At 48.0% G+C, this 18110-nt stretch carries 21 protein-coding genes; 14 read left to right on the top strand and 7 right to left on the bottom strand.

What is annotated here, in order from left to right; translation table 11 throughout:
* Positions 1 to 210: 210 nt before the first annotated feature.
* The 5 genes from ACYQ0C_RS17815 to ACYQ0C_RS17795 form a co-directional block, all read right to left on the bottom strand.
* Positions 211 to 543, bottom strand: a complete 333-nt coding sequence (locus ACYQ0C_RS17815; protein ID WP_025076705.1) for a hypothetical protein — start codon at positions 541 to 543, stop codon at positions 211 to 213.
* Positions 544 to 697: 154 nt separating this feature from the next.
* Positions 698 to 1474, bottom strand: a complete 777-nt coding sequence (locus ACYQ0C_RS17810) for a DUF4122 family protein (RefSeq protein ID WP_025076704.1) — start codon at positions 1472 to 1474, stop codon at positions 698 to 700.
* Positions 1464 to 1886: a DUF3408 domain-containing protein gene (locus tag ACYQ0C_RS17805; protein WP_025076703.1), complete on the bottom strand. Its 423-nt coding sequence runs from the start codon at positions 1884 to 1886 to the stop codon at positions 1464 to 1466. The genes ACYQ0C_RS17810 and ACYQ0C_RS17805 overlap by 11 nt, the downstream gene beginning before the upstream one ends.
* 2 nt (positions 1887 to 1888) lie before the next feature.
* Positions 1889 to 2329, bottom strand: a complete 441-nt coding sequence (locus tag ACYQ0C_RS17800; RefSeq protein WP_025076702.1) for a DUF3408 domain-containing protein — start codon at positions 2327 to 2329, stop codon at positions 1889 to 1891.
* 5 nt (positions 2330 to 2334) lie between these two features.
* Positions 2335 to 3090 carry a ParA family protein gene (locus ACYQ0C_RS17795; RefSeq protein ID WP_025076701.1) on the bottom strand — a complete coding sequence of 252 codons (756 nt, stop codon included), beginning with the start codon at positions 3088 to 3090 and terminating at the stop codon, positions 2335 to 2337.
* A gap of 632 nt (positions 3091 to 3722) precedes the next feature.
* Between ACYQ0C_RS17795 and mobA the strand changes: the two genes are divergently transcribed.
* The 8 genes from mobA to ACYQ0C_RS17755 all read left to right on the top strand — a co-directional run bounded on the left by mobA (position 3723) and on the right by ACYQ0C_RS17755 (position 9404).
* On the top strand, positions 3723 to 4181 hold the full coding sequence (gene mobA / locus ACYQ0C_RS17790) for a conjugal transfer protein MobA (protein ID WP_055300000.1): 459 nt from the start codon (positions 3723 to 3725) through the stop codon (positions 4179 to 4181).
* Between the two features lies 1 nt (position 4182).
* Positions 4183 to 5436, top strand: coding sequence for a conjugal transfer protein MobB (mobB, locus tag ACYQ0C_RS17785; RefSeq protein ID WP_055299998.1), 1254 nt, complete (start codon positions 4183 to 4185; stop codon positions 5434 to 5436).
* 39 nt (positions 5437 to 5475) lie between these two features.
* Positions 5476 to 7503 carry a conjugal transfer protein MobC gene (gene mobC / locus ACYQ0C_RS17780; RefSeq protein ID WP_025076699.1) on the top strand — a complete coding sequence of 676 codons (2028 nt, stop codon included), beginning with the start codon at positions 5476 to 5478 and terminating at the stop codon, positions 7501 to 7503.
* 217 nt (positions 7504 to 7720) lie between these two features.
* Positions 7721 to 8020, top strand: a complete 300-nt coding sequence (locus tag ACYQ0C_RS17775; RefSeq protein ID WP_025076697.1) for a hypothetical protein — start codon at positions 7721 to 7723, stop codon at positions 8018 to 8020.
* Positions 8021 to 8057: 37 nt separating this feature from the next.
* Positions 8058 to 8324, top strand: a complete 267-nt coding sequence (locus tag ACYQ0C_RS17770) for a hypothetical protein (RefSeq protein WP_025076696.1) — start codon at positions 8058 to 8060, stop codon at positions 8322 to 8324.
* A gap of 11 nt (positions 8325 to 8335) precedes the next feature.
* Positions 8336 to 8590, top strand: coding sequence for a DUF6926 domain-containing protein (locus ACYQ0C_RS17765; RefSeq protein WP_025076695.1), 255 nt, complete (start codon positions 8336 to 8338; stop codon positions 8588 to 8590).
* A gap of 11 nt (positions 8591 to 8601) precedes the next feature.
* A complete protein-coding gene (locus tag ACYQ0C_RS17760) occupies positions 8602 to 9099 on the top strand; it encodes a hypothetical protein (RefSeq protein ID WP_055299996.1) in 498 nt (165 codons plus the stop codon).
* A gap of 11 nt (positions 9100 to 9110) precedes the next feature.
* Positions 9111 to 9404, top strand: a complete 294-nt coding sequence (locus ACYQ0C_RS17755) for a DUF4120 family protein (protein ID WP_025076694.1) — start codon at positions 9111 to 9113, stop codon at positions 9402 to 9404.
* A 197-nt stretch (positions 9405 to 9601) separates the two neighbouring features.
* On the opposite strand, the gene ACYQ0C_RS17750 is transcribed toward ACYQ0C_RS17755, so the two are convergent.
* Together ACYQ0C_RS17750 and ACYQ0C_RS17745 are read right to left on the bottom strand one after the other, a co-directional pair.
* Positions 9602 to 10696 carry an RloB family protein gene (locus tag ACYQ0C_RS17750; protein WP_025076693.1) on the bottom strand — a complete coding sequence of 365 codons (1095 nt, stop codon included), beginning with the start codon at positions 10694 to 10696 and terminating at the stop codon, positions 9602 to 9604.
* A complete protein-coding gene (locus ACYQ0C_RS17745; RefSeq protein WP_055299994.1) occupies positions 10683 to 11924 on the bottom strand; it encodes an AAA family ATPase in 1242 nt (413 codons plus the stop codon). The genes ACYQ0C_RS17750 and ACYQ0C_RS17745 overlap by 14 nt, the downstream gene beginning before the upstream one ends.
* Before the next feature lie 885 nt (positions 11925 to 12809).
* On the opposite strand from ACYQ0C_RS17745, the gene ACYQ0C_RS17740 reads away from it, so the two are divergent.
* The 6 genes from ACYQ0C_RS17740 (at position 12810) to ACYQ0C_RS17715 (ending at position 18095) form a co-directional block, all read left to right on the top strand.
* Complete coding sequence (locus ACYQ0C_RS17740) at positions 12810 to 14579, top strand: DUF3945 domain-containing protein (RefSeq protein WP_055299992.1); 1770 nt, start codon at positions 12810 to 12812, stop codon at positions 14577 to 14579.
* A 41-nt stretch (positions 14580 to 14620) separates the two neighbouring features.
* Positions 14621 to 14881, top strand: a complete 261-nt coding sequence (locus tag ACYQ0C_RS17735) for a DUF4099 domain-containing protein (RefSeq protein ID WP_025076691.1) — start codon at positions 14621 to 14623, stop codon at positions 14879 to 14881.
* A 96-nt stretch (positions 14882 to 14977) separates the two neighbouring features.
* A complete protein-coding gene (locus ACYQ0C_RS17730; protein WP_055300112.1) occupies positions 14978 to 17074 on the top strand; it encodes a type IA DNA topoisomerase in 2097 nt (698 codons plus the stop codon).
* Positions 17075 to 17270: 196 nt separating this feature from the next.
* Positions 17271 to 17507, top strand: a complete 237-nt coding sequence (locus ACYQ0C_RS17725; RefSeq protein ID WP_008766683.1) for a hypothetical protein — start codon at positions 17271 to 17273, stop codon at positions 17505 to 17507.
* A 12-nt stretch (positions 17508 to 17519) separates the two neighbouring features.
* Positions 17520 to 17867 (top strand): hypothetical protein, encoded by a 348-nt coding sequence (locus ACYQ0C_RS17720; protein WP_070103080.1) that lies wholly within the window; start codon positions 17520 to 17522, stop codon positions 17865 to 17867.
* Between the two features lie 6 nt (positions 17868 to 17873).
* Positions 17874 to 18095, top strand: coding sequence for a hypothetical protein (locus ACYQ0C_RS17715; protein WP_025076690.1), 222 nt, complete (start codon positions 17874 to 17876; stop codon positions 18093 to 18095).
* Positions 18096 to 18110 lie beyond the last annotated feature (15 nt).

Genomic DNA, 18110 nt, shown 5'->3' with positions numbered 1-18110 from the left:
CATCGTATGTCGTCACGTTACACCGGCAGGGATTTTCCACACGATGAAAAAGAGGATTTTGGGTAGCGATGGAAGGAAAAAAACAGAAGATAAAAAACGGGCACTCTTCATGAGGAATGAAAAAGCGACAATTTGTCCGAATCACAAAAAAAAGCGAAGCCTGGAAACCGGACGGCTTTCAGACTTCGCTTCATGTCATGTGAACGCTGTTTACTCTGCTGCGGAATCGGAAGAGAGGGCACGCTGTTTCCTCCGTTCCTCCTTTTTCTCTTTTTGCAGTTTCTTCTTGGTCTCCATTTCTTTCAGAATCTGTTTCAGCGGCTTGACCGTTTCCGGTTCCTCACGCTTGAACCGCTTGAAATAGATGTGCTCTATAAACTGCGGAAGCGGGGCTTTCCACGGTTCCTGCTTGTGGTTGTCTATCTTTCCGAGCTTGTCAGGGTTCAATCCCAGCTCACGGGCCATCTGCACCTGCTTGTCGGAAAGGCGGTGGCGTTTCTGTGCCACCATCCATTTCTCCAATATCGCTTTTGTCACTGCCATAATCATTCGTTTTTTTGCAAAGGTACGAATCTTGCCATTATGATAATGATATGACTATTTGAATTTTATCCGATGATATTTTCATATATTAAAAAAGGGCACACCGATATCACATCGACGTGCCTTCAAAAACTATGACAGCAAAAAGAAACAATTAAACGAATTTATCTATGTTGAAAGCCTCCACCTTCTTGGATGCGGCCTTTCGTTTTGCCAACGGTCTGCCCGTTTCATCCAGATATTCGTTGAGCAAAGACTCTATTTTCTGCTGACAGCCGATTTCATTTTCCAGAAGGTTCAATATTTCCGTACCGGATAACTTGTGATAAATTGTCATGCTCGCACGGAAATCTTTCTGTTCATCCCCGGTTTCAGAAGTCAGCACTTCCACTACATTGTTCATTTCCTCGAATGTCATTGCCGTATTGAATTCAGGGTCAGGTTCGGAATTAACAGGAGCCATCAATGCTTCCATCTCCTCTTTGGCCAGCCCTCTGTCCTCATGCGCCACATCTTCCGGTCTGATTTCTTCATCTTCCTCTATGGGTTCCTTAACCAATGGTTCGGAACGTGTAGGAGTTTTTCTTGCCACTTCCGGGTCTTCCAAATAGACAATCTTGGTCTTGCCGATAACATCGTTATCGTCCGCCGGAGATGACCGCGCTACTGTTCCGTGGCTCTCTTGCGCCACTTTTGTTTCCGTCACCTTTTTCTTACGCCTTGCCTTTTTTCTGGCTTTTTCCGCCTTCTTTTCCCGGTATATCCGATACTCTTTACGGCATTTCCATAACTTGATACGGGCTATACGCATCATACGGCAGACCTTCTCCCATGCGTCATACATTTGCCGGCTGAAGATGAATATCCACAACTGGTAAAAGATAAAGGCTGCGCACAAGGCTTTGACAGTGAAATGAATTTTAGTTTCCATAATCAGCTTTCTTTTCTTTGTACAACTTTATAATCTCCGGTTTGCACTTTTCCAAATGCTCGTTCACTATATTATTGATATAGCCGGATATGCTCGCTTTGGGTTCGATGACCAGAAGCAACTGCTTGATCAGGCTGACATTCTCCTGCTCGATACAGACATGTGCCCGCTTTGCCAAAGGTTTACAAGTAAGGTATTTTTCCTTGTAAATGGCACACTGCTTATCAATGCCGGGTGGCTCTTCCTTTTTTTCAGGATGATTTTCCGGTTTTGTATCCTTTCGGTTCAAACCGGATTTTTTGCCGAAAGTCATTTGTAAAAGCCTTGCAGAAGCATGAATGGCTGTTACTACTAAAAGGAATACCGCAGTACCGCTGACAACGGTAGTCAAAATGTCAAAAGACTGTTCCATAATCATTTCTTGTATAAAGGTTCATTATTGATTTGATTGTGATAGAGGCTGTCTATTTCCTCCTGGTATTGTTCTATATGGGCGGTAAGTACATCATCAATGTATTTTGACATACTGACCTTGGGGGCTACAACCGACAGGAACTTCTGTATGAACAGGTAATTGTTGATACCTATATAAGCCTGCTGCCTTTGCAGAACATTCCCTCCCATGAGGAACTGCTTGCGGTACGAATCCGTACCGTCTTTCCGTCTCTTTTGTCTGCCGGTGCTTTTCTCGGCAGGTACAGGTTCGGGATTTCCCGATCCGCACTCATTCCTGTCGGATTCATCAGTGGTCATTGCATCATCCACGGATATGTCTTCTTTCCCATAATTGGGTATATCCCCGGCCATAATGCCTCTGATCATCTCTTCATTCACGGTTACTTGTTTCTTTGCCATGGTATTTATAGTTTTAATTTTGTCAATAGTTCTTCTGCCAGCTCTGCCAGTCCGCTTCCCTTCAACAGTTTGGCGGGAGGCGGAAACAGGGTGCAACGGAAATAGTTCCGGGTAGCCAAGGACAGTTCCTTGTTGTAGCGGTTGGTCTTCGGGATGACGGTATCTAATACCGTAAACTCCAATTTTTGCAGGATGATATTGTATGCATCAAAGACCTCCGTGGAAGCACGGGTATCCTTACGGGTCCAAAAAAAGAGGAATTTCTGCAATGGAGTATCCTTATTCGCTTTGGCATAGTCCCAAACAGTGGTGGAGAACGAGAGGCTGCTCTGCATTACAATACGGTCGGGAATAATCGGTGTAATCACATAGTCCATATTCACGATGGTGTTGATCACGCCCGAAGAGTTCACGGTTCCGGGTAAATCCACGACAATCAAGTCGTAGTCACCATTTTTCTTCAGTTTTTCAGCCGCATCACGGGCGTTCTCCGCTTTTGAGCCGACAATCGTGTAGGCTTTCTTATTGATGCGCTCATATTGGGAAACCATCAGTTGCTTGAAATACTCGCTATGCTCAACGGTGCGCATATCCCTTTCTTTCATACGTACCAGGCTGTACTGCGGATAATCGCAGTCGATGACAGCCACGTTCAGTCCTTTCAGGTAATGATAATACCCGGCGAGCATAATCGTCATGGTCGATTTGCCGACTCCGCCTTTCTGGTTGCAAACGGCAACTAAAACTGTGTCTTTTTTCATTGCTTTTTCTTTTTTATATTAAACATCAATTGGATTCAGTCTTTCAGTCAGGAATGAATGACCGGACATGTGCCGTAATACGGTCTTTACTCCATTCAGTCCGACGGCCATTACTGCACGTCACAAGTCTGTCACTCATACATTCCTTACTGCCTGTGTGCAGTACTCCATTCGTGCATTATTCCAGTCATCCATTCACTCATTCAGACAGTCAGTCAGTAAGTGGTTCAGGCACTCTTTACTGCACATATCCCGTCGTTCACGCTGCAAATAAAAGGGTATTTTTTCATACCGGCACTATGTTTCAAGGGAGGTGACGACCTGTGTCATCGTTTGTCATCACGTTGCATATAACTCACTATTTTACAACAGTATATACCGCCGTAACTTTGCACCGACAACGGAACGGACACCGCTGCGGGGCTTTCCCGAAGCCGAAGAATGAGGCCGGAGGGTCAAACACAATTTGACGGAAGGAAAATTCATGTTCAAGCGAACATAGCAAGTTGTGTTTTGAGGCACCCGAAATAAATTCGGGCACTCAAAACAACTTGCCACTCGCCTGGCGGCTCGGGAAGGATTCACTCCAAAGTCGTGAATCCGGGACAGAAGATTAGAAACTGAAAATATCAATGCGTATGGAAGAAAACAAGAGGAAAAAATCAAAAAAAGGAGTGGGTAGAAAACCAAAATCCGACCCTGCCGTGCATCGTTATGTAGTGCGGTTGAACTCGGAAGAGAACGGACGTTTTGACATTCAATTCCAGAAATCAGGATTAAAGGAACGCTCCAAGTTTATCAAGACAATAATTTTCGGTAAAGAAATCAAGGTGATAAAAATCGACAAGGCGCCAATGGACTACTACATGCGCCTGACCAATTTCTATCACCAGTTCCAGAGCATCGGCAACAACTACAACCAGACGGTGAAGGCTGTCAAGAACAACTTCGGGGAAAAACGTGCCTACGCCCTGCTACGCAATCTGGAAAAGGCGACGATAGATCTGGTGCTGCTGAGCAAGCGGATTATCCTACTGACCCGTGAATTTGAGGATGCCTATCTGATAAAGAGGAAAAGGGAGGAGGAATGACATGGTGGCGAAAATCAACAGAGGTGTCTCGCTCTACGGAGCAATCACCTACAACCAGCAGAAAGTGAATGACACCACCGCGCGTATCATTGCGGGAAACCGTATGATTACCGATGTGGCAGGCAATCCGGAACGTGTCATGCAGCAGACCCTTTGGGCGTTTGAGAACTACCTCCTCGCCAACAAGAACACGGAAAAGCCCATCCTGCATATTTCCCTGAACCCTTCTGTGGATGACCGCCTCTCGGACGCTCAATTCGCGGAACTGGCAAAGGAATACATGCAGAAAATGGGGTACGGCGACCAGCCCTACATTGTATATGTACACGAGGATATAGACCGGAGGCATATTCATATCGTCTCCACCTGCGTGAACGAGAAAGGGGAAAAGATAGACGACGCCTACGAGTGGAACCGCTCGATGAAAGCCTGCCGGGAGCTGGAAAAGAAATTCGGGTTGATGCAGGTGGAGGACAAGCGGAAGGAGTTGCTGGAACCGTACATGAAGAAGGCGGACTACCAAAGCGGTGATGTGAAACGGCAGGTTTCCAATATCGTGAAGAGCGTGTTCGGCACGTATCGTTTCCAGTCTTTCGGCGAGTACAGTGCCTTGCTCTCCTGTTTCAACATCGAGGCGAAACAGGTCAGGGGTGAGTTCGATGGTACGCCTTATAACGGCATCGTCTATACCATGACTGATGATATGGGCAAGCCGGTATGTACGCCGGTCAAATCTTCCCTTATTGGGAAACGGTACGGTTACGAGGGATTGGAAAAGCGTATCGTGTACAACGCCCGTGAATACCGGAACAAGAAATGGCAACCGAAGATACGGAACGAGGTGGCACTTGCCATGCACGGATGCCGTGGAGACAGGGACGAGTTCGTCCGTCTGCTTGCTGGAAAAGGCATTGATGCGGTATTCCGCGAAAATGACGAGGGACGTATCTATGGAGCGACTTTCATCGACCACAAGAACCGGGAGGTGTACAACGGCTCCCGGCTCGGCAAGGAGTTCTCGGCAAATGCCTTCGAGCGGCTGTTCAACAGTCCGGTCAATATTCCCGATTTGGACGCGCCTATGCCTGACCTTGACCGGCAAGGCGTTTTCTCCTCCGAAATGGAAAGCTCCATCGAACAGGCTTTCGGAATCTTTGGCATTGACGCCAACGGTCCCGACCCGCAGGAAGAGGCTCTTGCCCGCAGGCTGCAACGCAAGAAGAAAAAGAAACGCCGCTCCCACGGAATATCCTGATTACAGAATTTATAAACGAACCATTAAAATTATATCATTATGCAACAAGAAGATGATTTGAGGGGACTGGCCAAGGTCATGGAGTTCATGCGTGCCATATCCATCGTATTTATTGTCATCCACGTCTATTGGTACTGCTACCGTTCATTCGTGGATATGGGTATCAATATCGGTGTAGTCGACAGGATACTCCTGAATTTCCAGAGGACAGCGGGGCTTTTCAGCAACCTGCTCATTACAAAAGTATTTGCCGTCATATTCCTTGCCCTATCGTGTTTGGGAACAAAAGGCGTAAAGAATCAAAAGATGACATGGCAGAAAATATATGCCTCTTTCCTTGCCGGACTGGTACTGTTTTTCATGAACTGGTGGATGCTCGACCTGCCGTTCAGTCCGATGGTCAATGCCGCCTTGTACACGGCAACGCTTACTGCCGGGTATATCCTGCTGCTGATGTCGGGCGTGTGGATAAGCCGGATGCTGAAACACAACCTCATGGAGGACGTGTTTAACACCGTCAACGAGAGTTTCATGCAGGAGACACGGCTCATGGAGAACGAGTATTCCGTGAATCTGCCGACAAAGTTTGTCTATCAAGGTCGGGAATGGGACGGTTGGATCAATATAATCAATCCGTTTCGTGCTTCCATTGTGTTGGGAACGCCCGGATCGGGAAAGAGTTATGCCGTGGTGAATAATTATATCAAACAGCAGATTTCCAAAGGTTTCGCACTTTATCTATATGATTATAAATTCGATGACCTCTCCGTCATAGCCTATAACGAGTTGCTGAAGAACCTGGATAAATACAAGGTAAAGCCGGAGTTCTATGTGATAAATTTCGATGACCCGAGGCGTAGCCATCGTTGTAACCCAATCAACCCGAAATTCATGGTGGATATCAGCGATGCCTACGAATCGGCATACACGATACTCTTAAATTTGAACAAGACATGGATACAGAAACAGGGTGATTTCTTCGTGGAATCCCCGATTATTCTTTTGGCGGCTATTATATGGTATTTGCGCATCTACCAGGACGGAAAATACTGCACGTTCCCTCACGCGATAGAATTTCTGAACAAGCCGTATGCCGATATTTTTACCATTCTTACCTCGTATCCGTCTTTGGAAAACTACCTTTCCCCGTTCATGGACGCCTGGCAAGGGGGCGCACAAGACCAGTTGCAAGGCCAGATAGCAAGTGCGAAAATCCCGCTTTCAAGGATGATTTCCCCACAGCTTTACTGGGTGATGACCGGCGATGATTTCACACTCGACTTGAACAATCCCGAACACCCTAAAATCCTGTGTGTCGGCAACAATCCCGACAGGCAGAACATCTATTCCGCAGCCCTCGGATTGTATAACAGCCGTATCGTGAAATTAGTGAACAAGAAGGGACAACTGAAGTCTTCCATCATCATAGACGAGCTGCCCACGATTTACTTTCGCGGTATCGACAATCTCATTGCCACCGCACGAAGCAACAAGGTGGCGGTCTGTCTCGGATTCCAGGACTTCTCTCAGCTGACACGTGACTACGGTGAAAAAGAGGCGAAGGTGATCCAAAATACGGTAGGTAACATCTTCAGCGGGCAGGTTGTGGGAGAAACGGCCAAGAACCTTTCAGAACGCTTCGGCAAGATACTCCAGCAGCGACAGTCCATCTCCATCAACCGTCAGGACACCTCCACATCCATAAACACGCAGATGGATTCCCTCATTCCGGCATCGAAAATCGCCAACCTCTCACAGGGCACGTTCGTGGGTAGCGTGGCAGACAACTTCGGGGAAGAGATTGACCAAAAGATTTTCCATGCCCGCATTATTGTCGATAACGAAAAGGTGGCGGCTGAGACCAAAGCCTACAAGAAAATTCCCGTCATCAACGAGTTCAAGGATGCGGATGGCAACGATATCATGCAACAGCAGATAGACCGAAACTATTCCCAGATAAAAGCGGACGTGGTGCGGATAATCGAGGATGAGATAACCCGTATAAAGAACGACCCTGATTTGAAACACCTGATACCACAGGAAGAAAATGACAAGGATAATGAATAGCCATTGAAAGGCCGCTTTTTTATTTTAGCCTGCAAAGGTCGTCCCGTGCCTTTTGGATTGAGCAAGGTCGAGCCCTACGGGTTTTCGGGAAAATCTTCCGCGCTCCGCTTGCGGTATTTTCCCGAAAAGCCTTGCACAATCCGGCACGGAACGGTAAGGCAGGCAAGAAATAAAATACCGGCTCGCCGGTCGGAATTGTTTAACTAAAAAACAAGTTATGAGCAATACAAGAGTAGTCAATATCCGCAAGGAATATCTGGATCGCATGGAAAGAAATACAGAAGCAATCACCATTGACAAGACCTATTGGAAAGGGGTAGCTTATCCAATCAGGGAAATTCAGGTCGGCAATGACATTTTCAGGGTGTCAGTAAAAAGCCTGTACGATGAGTTGGTGAACGATATGCGTAACGGCATTTATGAGGCGATGGAAGCGAATGAGGAGATTGACGGATATTGCACGGATGAGGAACTATGCACACTGACCGATGATGACCTGTACAAAATGTGCTGTTGAAACAAAATGAAATTCAAACAATAAAAAATTAAAGGACATGAAAAAGAGGAGCAACTTCACACCGATGAAAAGATTCCATGAGATTCTTGACAATTACGGCCTGAAACTGATGGAAGTGGGAACCAACCACCTGAGAGTATTCTTTGGCAACCGGAAACTGTTCGACTACTATCCGCTGAGAATGAAATTGTTTGATTACAGACAGTGGCAGCAATTGACATACCCGTCAGTCATGGACGGTACGGACAAATGGGAAACGGAACTGGAAGGCATCATCAACAACCTTATGGTATCACAGCAATAAACATCGACATTATGAACAAGGAAAACAGACAGACGCTCGTTTGGGACAACATTCCCGAATGGGCGATTTTCGCATTGGAGTACGGCATCGAGGAAGAATTGTTTCTGCCGAATGAGGATTTGGAGATGATAAGCCGGTTCATCGGCGAGAATTTCCCGAACGGCTATACGATGAGTGTGGATTGGGAATCATGCACGGAGTTCAACCCACGTCCGGCATTCGGGAAATCGTGCAAGACTTACAAGGTGACTTTTGTAACAAACTAAAACTACCTGCTATGAGAAAGCTAACATTAAGCGAATACAATTCCATCCCGAAGGATTACCGAGGGATCTGGACCGTGGAGCGTTGGGACTTGCCGAATTGGGCGGAAATACGCGAAAAACACATGGGAAAGCGCACCATGATGGTATATGACAAGGGAACATGCCTGCTGGTGGAAGGACTCGGATTTGAAATCGTGGATGATAGTGCCTGGAAAAAGGCGGATGAAGTCAAGAAGGAAATAGGTAGTCATTTCCTGAAATTCTACTGTGAGCAGGGACGTGAACCTCATTATGCGGACTGCACTATCCGGTGGTGCGACACGCTGGAAACGGAAGAAGTGAGGATTGCGCTGGCTATGGATTCCGACAACGAAAAGGACGATGAGATATTCTTCTACTGCGACAGCTTGGAAGATTTGAAATCACTGGCGGACAAGGGCAAAGAGGATTTCATCATAGCCGGATGCATTGGTTTCGGGATATACGAAGAACTGTTACTAACAACTTAAAAACATCGGATATGAGAATCGAATGTCAGGGACATTATGAAAAGACCGTCAAGTATGCTGAGAGCATCGGTGACGAAACGCTGAATAAATGTATCGAGCGGCTCAAGCAATGGGAAGCCAATTCCAATGGCAGGTGCGAAATAGAATTGTACTATGATTCCTCGCCATATTCATTCGGTTTCGCGGAAGTGGCGAAAGATGGGACAAAAGGTGTTGTCGGAGGGCTGCTCTATCATGGCAAGCCGGACCGATCCTTTGCCGTAATGATTGGAGGACCGTTTCACGGGTGGAGCATACACACCTAAATTGTATAGTACCATACACAGTATTGAGTCAAAAAAGTGCAGAGGTAATCAGTTTATGATTACCTCTGCACTTTTTTGACTCGCTTTATTTTTAATGGCTGTTTCATGATTTCAAAAATCAGAAAACCAAAAATTCTTATTAACGAAATTAAAATTAAATTTTTGCAGAAAAACCACAAAATTCAACTATTAAATTCCTATATGGCAAATTTAGGTAACAGCAATATCTCTTTCTCGGGTGTGACTTTGATGGAAATGACTTGGGTAGGTTCCAGTTGGCAAGGTAGCAGTTTCATTTCACCAGATTGAATCAAAAGCGCATTGTCATTTAATTCACGTCCAAGTTTTTCTTCCCAATCATATATGACGAACATTCCCTTTCTAAAAAGTTCAACCCCGTCTTTGCTGTTTGTCACAATCAAACCATCTTTGCCGAACCTGACAGACCAGTCACAGCCATGTTCTTTATATTCAAATGTGCTGTCATAACTGACGGTTTCCTTGCCAATCAGCCTGCCGATAAGGATATCCACATTTGTATATGGATTTCTGTTGTAAACAGGTTCTTCCGTGTTCGCGTCACTTTCAGCCCTTAACCTGCAAGCATTGACCATCCCTTTCAACAGATTATCCTTGACAAGAGGGAATGTTGATTCTGAAGATTTGGTTTCCTGCCAATATCCTTGTTTTCTTGCGTAACCGTTTATGCAGTTCTTGCCGCCACAGTCTTTTTCGGGCTCTTTTCCAGTGCCGCATTCAAATATGTGTTTCTTGCCCCGGATCTTTTCCCCGCATTCCGTCTCATTGAAACAATAGTAAATGTACTCAAAATGGAGAAGCAGATAATATTCAAAGCTGCGGCTGGAAAATGCGATATTGACTTTCTTCCCGTCAATTACCTTATCGGCTTCAGCCAAGGCTTCTTCATGCTTCGGATGCTTGTCTTTGTCATAGACAGCCCAAGATTCGTCAACCCCTTCCGACAAGATTTGCCGTGCGTACAAGACCCACTTTAACGGTGGGGCTCCGGTTATTACCACATCTTCAGCGGCGTCTTTCCCTTCTGTCTTGATTTTGCGCTTTTTCCCTTTGTAACTGCCTCTGGGGGAATTATCCGTTTCTTCATCCTGTGGAATGTGAGGCTGTGGAATGGTGCGGACATCCATGCCGTCATTGTCTTTACAATACAGGTCGCACAGGCTCGTAAAGAATAGCGGCTCGGTCTTGTCCCCTTCGCACACTATCCTGATTACATAGTTGCTGTGACGTGTATTTTCGTTATTTCTTGCCATCCTCCACAAAGAGTTTTTCCAATGATTGCAATGAAGGCACTCCTCCAAATTTGTTGTTCAAATACCATTTGGCAAACAGGGTATCTTCCCTCACATCATCAAAGTCCGAAAGTGTGAACATTTCCGATACGCCGAACTTGTCTTTCTCCGTAAACCAGACCTGGTCCTTACGGATGGTATTTTGGTCAAGAAGGTTTACATCATGCGTAGTGAAAACCAACTGCGCATCCTTCTTGTTTATCCGTCCATTCCTGAATATATCAACAATCAACTGTGTAATGTAAGAGTGAAGACCGGAGTCCATCTCGTCCACAAAGAACGGACTGCCACTCTGCAACGCCTGCAATATATGGCAACCGATGATGAACAACGCCCTTGTTCCAAAGGATTCCTCCTTCAATGGCAAATCAGTCTTTCCGATGTTTTCGCCATCCTTGTATAACCCATGCTGGCTTGTTACTTCCACATCGCCGCTTCGCTTTTCCAATTGAAAATCTGCCAGTCCGGTATCCGCGAAAGCCAGAAATTCAGCAAGCATCTTCTTGTTGTCAGGACGGGAATAGAGCCACCTGAGTATTTCCTTGTCTTCCCCAAGTACGGTATCTTCATGGAAACCGTTGGAAATAACCATATCCGCCAAATACTTTGCGGCATTGGTTATAGGCTCGCAGGGCGTATCCTTCAAGAACTTTGAAATCAACAGCTGGTTCTTGAATACGTTGAACGGTTTGGACGTGGAAAGACTTGAACCGAACTTGATGGTGTCCGATTCCTTATCCTTCGGACGCAATGTGCGTTCATAAAGTAACGTCTGCTTGCCGTTAGGATAGGATATCAATGACTCAGATTCGATTTGCAGTCTGGAAAAACAGACTGCATACTTATACCTTACTCTTTGTGCAATAAACTCCATAGAAAATTCTATCGGTGCGTCTGCCGTTGCACTGTCGAATTTGAAAGGCTGGTACAAAGCGATATCTTCACCGACACGGTTATCCAGATTCAATACCCAACGCCTGAAACCGTACAGGAATTTTATAATGTTGGTCTTTCCTGAAGCGTTGGCACCAAAAATCAAGGAAATTTTCAATGCCTTTTTGTTACCCTCTGCTTTAGTTTCAACCTCACACAGATTTTCGACCTTTGCTTTTGAAGAGGTCGGTTCGGTTGTAAACGAGCATGTGCCCTTGAACGAACGATAATTCTTAAATTCTAAGTTTAATATCATAATTCTGCTACTTTTCTGCAAAAATAGCGTTTTAATTTCTTACAGACAACTTTTTTATCCGATTTTTGCGGATAATCCGTAAAAATAAGACTTAAATTTTGGATGTTCATTTCTAAGCCATGTTCATTAAAAATGAACAATACCATAAAAATGAATATGAAAAGTACCGCTTCCATGCAATGATTATGCGAAAGTAATGATTTTCTGACTATTTATATGCACCCGTTACACTTTTCCATATCATGCAAGAGCTTGTTTCCATATTCTTCTATAAATAACCATCCTAAGTCACGCTTCACTCCCTAAGTCCCTTTGAGAAGATAACTCGGAGGACGATACCTTTCACGTTCAGGCCTCCGGTTTTCGTGCAAAAAATTCCCTACGGTAATTTTTCTTCGAAAAAACGTTCCGGTATCGCCGTCCGAGTTGGGTAAAAAGGTCGGGACTTAGCAAGCGAAGCGACCTACGACGCATAGAACAAGGTCAAGACAAAACCTGACGGGAGTACTTTATAAAATTCAGACCGTCCCAATTGGGACATCTATCCTATCATAAATCCTTTTCCTTTCGGCCGCCTGTCTTATGAGAAATACAAGGAAGTAGGGACAAAAGCAGCTCGCTCTCAACTCTGCATAATACAGGTTTTCTTTTTCCCTCTTCGTCCCTTTCCCTGCTTCGGTTTCTCTCTGCCTTCCCGTACCTTGTGGCCCGCCCTTTTCCCTCTGTTTTTTCCCTTTTTCGTTTTCGTGCTGTCACCCTGCGGTGAAACGTGATGACAAGTGATGTAATGTGTAGTTCAACTAATTATAAATCAATTATTTATCAAATTTTGCTATATATATTTGCGGTGACAATAGTAGTTATCAACTCTAAAAACTCAAAGTTATGGCAAAGAAAAATGTTAGGGACGAACCCCTGAAGCCGCAAGTGACCGAGAACGAACAGATGAGTGACATCGTGTTCATCCTCGACAAGATGGAACTGATTTTACAGGCGGTGTCAAAAATCGGGAAGGACGGGAAATACAGCACCGTTCCGGCGGACAAGGAACACAGCAACTCCTTCCTGAAAATCGACCGGTACGCCAACATGTTCGAGAACTTCATCAAGAATTTCTGGAGCCAGCTCAAAGACCCGACCCGTTTCGGTATCCTCTCCGTCAAGGCGGACACGCTGGACAGCCCGGAAGTAAAGCAGGCCATCGAAGACCTCGCCGCCGGAAAGCAGACAAAAGCCGTGGAAGACTTCCTCAAAAAATACGAAATCGTTCCACGCGACAAGGAAAACCAAAGTATCAACAATCAAAATCAAGAAGAAATGGCAAAGAAAAATGAGACACAGCAGCAGGCCGCACAGGGTGACGGCACGCAGCAGCCCAAGTACCGCTACAACGAGTCCATGATCAACTGGGAGGAACTGAAGAATTTCGGACTTTCCCGCGAGTACCTCATGGAGCGCGGACTACTTGACCAGATGCTGAAAGGCTACAAGACCAACCAGGTCGTGCCCATCAGCATGAATTTCGGCTCCGCCGTATTACGTACCGATGCACGACTGTCATTCCAGCAGTCCGTGGGAGGCCCTATCGTATTAGGTATCCACGGCATCCGCCAGAAACCCGAACTCGAACGCCCGTACTTCGGTCACATCTTCTCCGAAGAGGACAAGAAGAACCTGTTGGAGACAGGCAACATGGGACGTGTCGTGGAACTGAAAGGGCGCAACGGCGAATACATCCCTTCTTTCATAAGCATCGACAAGCTCACCAACGAGGTGGTCGCCATGCGCGCGGAAAACGCCTACATCCCGCAAGAAATCAAAGGTGTGAAACTGACCGACCAGGAAATCAACGACCTGCTGGAAGGCAAGAAAGTGTTCATCGAGGGCATGATTTCCAATAACGGCAAGGAGTTCGACGCCCACATCCAGGTCAACGCCGAACGCAGGGGCATCGAATACATCTTCGAGAACGACAAACTCTTCAACCGACAGTCGCTGGGCGGAGTGGAACTTACCAAGCAGCAGATTGAAGACCTCAATGCGGGCAAGGCCATCTTCGTGGAGGGGATGGAGCGCAAGGATGGTGAGTTGTTCTCCTCGTACGTCAAGTTGGACGAAGCCACGGGAAGACCCTCCTACACACGCTACAATCCCGATTCCCCGGAGGGAGCGCGTGAAATCTACATCCCGAATGAAATAGGCGGCGTGAAAATCACCGCCGAGGAACAGCAACAACTGCGCGAGGGCAAAGTCATCTTCCTCAACGACATGGTGAACCGCAAGGGCGAGGAGTTCTCCTCCTTCATCAAAGCGGACCTGGAGACGGGACGCCTGAGCTACTCACGCACACCGGACGGCTTCGAGCAGCGTGCCGAGTTCAAGATACCGGAAAAGGTATGGGACGTGAAGCTGACCCGGAACCAGCGTGCCGACCTCCAGAGCGGCAAGGCGGTACTGGTCGAGGGCATCAAAGGCTACGATGGAAAGACCATCTCGCAGTATGTCAAGGCGAACTTCAACCAGGGCAGGCTGGACTTCTACAACGAGAACCCGGACCGCAAGCGTGATGCATCGCAGCGCAACGTGGTGGCGAACGCTCAGAAGCAGGGACAGGAACAGGCTGGCCGCAAGTCCAAGGGGGCAAGCATAGCCTGAGCATGAATCAAAATGAATGTCAAATCAAAAAAAGCTGGAATATGAACGTGAACAATAAAAACAACACGCCATTCAAGGCGGAAGACGTAAACTGGGAAGAACTCGCGGGAATTGGTATCCTGAAGGACGAGTTGGAAATGTCGGGGGAACTTGACACGTTGCTCCGGGGAGAGAAGACGAGGGTGATGTCACTCAGCCTTGTGCTGCTGGGCGTGGACGTGGTGATGGACGCCACCCTGCAACTGGTGCGCAAGGACGGTGATGCACTGATCGAAATCCTCGGTGTCAAGCCGGTGGCATGACAAACGCACATCCTTTATAGCAAATTAAAAATGTCAAACCGCCGTTTCCCGTTTTCCGGTTCCGGTAGCGGGGAACGGCTTAAATTTTATCCGAACATGAAAGCAATCATAGCAGAAAAACCGAGTGTCGGCATAGATATAGCCCGTGTGGTCGGGGCTACCGACAAGAAGGACGGCTACTGTACAGGCAACGGCTATATGGTCACGTGGGCGTTGGGACACCTGGTGTCGCTCGCCATGCCCGGCGCGTATGGCTACACGAAAACCTCCGCCGAAGACCTCCCGATGCTACCGGACCCGTTCCGTCTGGTGTCCCGCCAGGTCAGGACGGACAAGGGAATGGTGACGGACATCGCCGCCGCCAAACAACTGAAAATCATCGACAGCGTGTTCGACCGGTGCGACAGCATCATCGTGGCTACCGACTGCGCCCGTGAAGGGGAACTTATCTTCCGCTGGATATATTCCTACTTAGGCTATACCAAACCGTTTCAACGCCTGTGGATATCCTCTCTCACCGACGAGGCCATCCGCGAGGGCTTGGCGAACCTCCGGGACGGCAGCGACTACGACAGCCTGTATGCCGCCGCTGACTGCCGGGCAAAGGCGGACTGGCTGGTGGGCATGAACGCAAGCCGCGCATTGGCGGTAGCCTCCGGCTCGGCGAACAACTCCATCGGGCGTGTGCAGACCCCGACGCTCGCCATGGTCTGTGCCCGCTTCAAGGAGAACCGGAATTTCGTCTCCACCCCTTACTGGCAGCTGCACCTCACGCTGAAACGGCAGGACGCGCACCGCATGTTCATCCACACGGAAGAGTTCAAGGAGAAGGATGCGGCAGAGGCGGCATACCGGAAAGTCACTTCCGGTTCTGTGGCGACAATCACCAAGGCGGAACGCAAGAGGACTTTCCAACAGGCTCCGCTTTTATATGACCTGACCGCGCTCCAGAAAGACTGCAATGTCCATTATGACCTGACAGCGGACAAGACCCTCTCCATCGCCCAATCGCTATACGAGAAGAAACTGATTTCCTATCCGAGGACAGGGAGTCGTTATATCCCCAAGGATGTCATGCGGCACATTCCTTCCTTGCTGGAGAAAATTTTTGCCATGCCGGAATTCAAGGAATACGGGCAGTCTTTCGACCTGTCAAACCTGAATAACCGCTGTGTGGACGACACGAAAGTGACCGACCACCACGCCCTGATTATAACGGGCATCGCACACGAAGGGCTGTCTGAGGCGGAATCAACTGTTTACACCATGATTGCCGGAAGGATGCTGGAATCCTTTTCACCACCATGCGAGAAGGAACTGCTGGTCATGGAATGTGCCTGCGAGGGAATGGCGTTCCGTTCCCGCTCTTCCTCCATCGTCAGACCGGGCTGGCGCGGCGTGTTCGCCAGAAAGGAGGACAGCGAGAAGGACGAGCCGGAACGTGACGGGGGAACGGCGGAATTTGCCGAAGGCGAGGCCGTTCCGGTCATGGGACATGGATTGGCGCAGAAGAAGACCCTGCCCAAGCCGCTGTACACGGAAGCCACCCTGCTGGCTGCTATGGAGACCTGCGGGAAAAACATCACGGACGAACAGGCGAAGGAGGCCATCAAGGATTTGGGCATAGGCACACCCGCCACCCGTGCCGCCATCATTACCACCCTTGTCAAACGTGACTATATCGCCCGCTCCGGCAAAAGCATTATCCCGACCGAAAAAGGGATGTATATCTATGAGGCGGTGAAGGACATGCGTGTGGCGGACGTGGAACTGACGGGAAGCTGGGAGAAGACCCTGGCGCAGGTGGAGAGGCATACCCTCGATACGGAAACCTTCATGCAGTCCATCCGGGATTACACCCGCAGGGCAACCGCTGAGATCCTGCGCTTGGAGTTCCCGACCATGCAGGAAAAGTCATTCACCTGCCCCAAGTGCAAGACGGGGAAAATCATCCTCCGTTCCAAAATGGCCAGGTGCGACCATGACGGGTGCGGGCTGCTGGTGTTCCGCCGCATCCTGAACAAGGAACTGACCGACACCCACATGGAACAGCTTTTCTCCTCCGGCACCACCAGACTCATCAAGGGGTTCAAGGGGAAGAAAGGCGTACCGTTCGATGCCGCCGTCACCTTCGATGCGGAATACAACACGGTATTCTCGTTCCCGAAAACCGGGAACGGAAAGAAAAAATAACACCGTCATTCCAATTCGCGGGCAAAGGTAGCGCACCGCCTTTTTCCACCGGCAAGGTCAGGCCCTCCGGGTTTCGGGGAAAATCATCCTCGCGCCGCTCCGGTATTTTCCTCCGAAAACCTTGCCTGTGGAGGCGGTACGCATCCCGGCCCGTGAAATTGGAAAAGACTGTTTCACCCGTTAATACCGGAATGTCATGAAAACAAGGGAATATATCGACAAGATTCAAGCGAACAGATGGGTACGGACCATCGCATTGGGCTTTGCCGCCTTCATCGTGTTCAGTTATATGTACACACGGGGCATATCCCCCGTGTGGGCTGCGGTAGCCATCGTGTGTTTCAGGGGATTCTTCAGGTTCCTCTACCGGATAGCCTGCCTTCTGGTGGCTGCGGCCATACTTTTCTGCATACTCAGTTTTCTGGTATCCTGACAATATTTGACCATGAAACATAACTGCCATACAAAATCAAGTGGAACCTTACAGAACAGGGCTGTCTTCCGGGACGGCTCTTTTTGTTTTCCGCCCTCTGTGGAACCGGAAACCATAACGACAGGAATAAAAGGAAAAGGGATGAAAACACAGACTTGGCATACCGGAAACTACCGGGCAAAATTGGCAAATGCCTTTGTTCGGACGGCAAGGTCAAGCCTTGCGGTTTCGGAAAAAATCATCCTCGCCGGAGGCTTGCGGTATTTTTCCCGAAAACCTTGCCTTACCGAAGGCATCTGCCGTCAGGCCCTTGTAGTTCACGGGCTGCCAAAGCCCGAATATTCACAATTAAAAAAATAAAGAGACATGAACCAAGCATTTGCAACAAGCGCACCGCCGGCTCCCATGAGGATGCCCATGCCGGTAACGAGAAGAAAAAGGACGGTGGAACCCGAACCTGCCGTCAAGTTCCCGCCACGGGGGACGACAGGACCGGTACACATTTCCACCCTGTTGAACCCGATACTGGAAATTAGCCGCCATCCCGACAGGAACAGGCTGCTGGCCAAATTGTTCAGTGAAGAATAAAACCCAGTAATAACT

It is taken from the genome of Phocaeicola sartorii JCM 17136 = DSM 21941 (genome assembly GCF_054653615.1).
This window is presented reverse-complemented; position numbering and strand designations above follow the sequence as displayed.

What these genes read in the sequence shown, in the direction of transcription:
- ACYQ0C_RS17815 (WP_025076705.1), bottom strand. Translation starts at nt 543, where the DNA reads ATGGCAGTGACAAAAGCGATATTGGAGAAATGGATGGTGGCACAGAAA.
- ACYQ0C_RS17810 (WP_025076704.1), bottom strand. Translation starts at nt 1,474, where the DNA reads ATGGAAACTAAAATTCATTTCACTGTCAAAGCCTTGTGCGCAGCCTTT.
- ACYQ0C_RS17805 (WP_025076703.1), bottom strand. Translation starts at nt 1,886, where the DNA reads ATGGAACAGTCTTTTGACATTTTGACTACCGTTGTCAGCGGTACTGCG.
- ACYQ0C_RS17800 (WP_025076702.1), bottom strand. Translation starts at nt 2,329, where the DNA reads ATGGCAAAGAAACAAGTAACCGTGAATGAAGAGATGATCAGAGGCATT.
- ACYQ0C_RS17795 (WP_025076701.1), bottom strand. Translation starts at nt 3,090, where the DNA reads ATGAAAAAAGACACAGTTTTAGTTGCCGTTTGCAACCAGAAAGGCGGA.
- mobA (WP_055300000.1), top strand. Translation starts at nt 3,723, where the DNA reads ATGCGTATGGAAGAAAACAAGAGGAAAAAATCAAAAAAAGGAGTGGGT.
- mobB (WP_055299998.1), top strand. Translation starts at nt 4,183, where the DNA reads ATGGTGGCGAAAATCAACAGAGGTGTCTCGCTCTACGGAGCAATCACC.
- mobC (WP_025076699.1), top strand. Translation starts at nt 5,476, where the DNA reads ATGCAACAAGAAGATGATTTGAGGGGACTGGCCAAGGTCATGGAGTTC.
- ACYQ0C_RS17775 (WP_025076697.1), top strand. Translation starts at nt 7,721, where the DNA reads ATGAGCAATACAAGAGTAGTCAATATCCGCAAGGAATATCTGGATCGC.
- ACYQ0C_RS17770 (WP_025076696.1), top strand. Translation starts at nt 8,058, where the DNA reads ATGAAAAAGAGGAGCAACTTCACACCGATGAAAAGATTCCATGAGATT.
- ACYQ0C_RS17765 (WP_025076695.1), top strand. Translation starts at nt 8,336, where the DNA reads ATGAACAAGGAAAACAGACAGACGCTCGTTTGGGACAACATTCCCGAA.
- ACYQ0C_RS17760 (WP_055299996.1), top strand. Translation starts at nt 8,602, where the DNA reads ATGAGAAAGCTAACATTAAGCGAATACAATTCCATCCCGAAGGATTAC.
- ACYQ0C_RS17755 (WP_025076694.1), top strand. Translation starts at nt 9,111, where the DNA reads ATGAGAATCGAATGTCAGGGACATTATGAAAAGACCGTCAAGTATGCT.
- ACYQ0C_RS17750 (WP_025076693.1), bottom strand. Translation starts at nt 10,696, where the DNA reads ATGGCAAGAAATAACGAAAATACACGTCACAGCAACTATGTAATCAGG.
- ACYQ0C_RS17745 (WP_055299994.1), bottom strand. Translation starts at nt 11,924, where the DNA reads ATGATATTAAACTTAGAATTTAAGAATTATCGTTCGTTCAAGGGCACA.
- ACYQ0C_RS17740 (WP_055299992.1), top strand. Translation starts at nt 12,810, where the DNA reads ATGGCAAAGAAAAATGTTAGGGACGAACCCCTGAAGCCGCAAGTGACC.
- ACYQ0C_RS17735 (WP_025076691.1), top strand. Translation starts at nt 14,621, where the DNA reads ATGAACGTGAACAATAAAAACAACACGCCATTCAAGGCGGAAGACGTA.
- ACYQ0C_RS17730 (WP_055300112.1), top strand. Translation starts at nt 14,978, where the DNA reads ATGAAAGCAATCATAGCAGAAAAACCGAGTGTCGGCATAGATATAGCC.
- ACYQ0C_RS17725 (WP_008766683.1), top strand. Translation starts at nt 17,271, where the DNA reads ATGAAAACAAGGGAATATATCGACAAGATTCAAGCGAACAGATGGGTA.
- ACYQ0C_RS17720 (WP_070103080.1), top strand. Translation starts at nt 17,520, where the DNA reads ATGAAACATAACTGCCATACAAAATCAAGTGGAACCTTACAGAACAGG.
- ACYQ0C_RS17715 (WP_025076690.1), top strand. Translation starts at nt 17,874, where the DNA reads ATGAACCAAGCATTTGCAACAAGCGCACCGCCGGCTCCCATGAGGATG.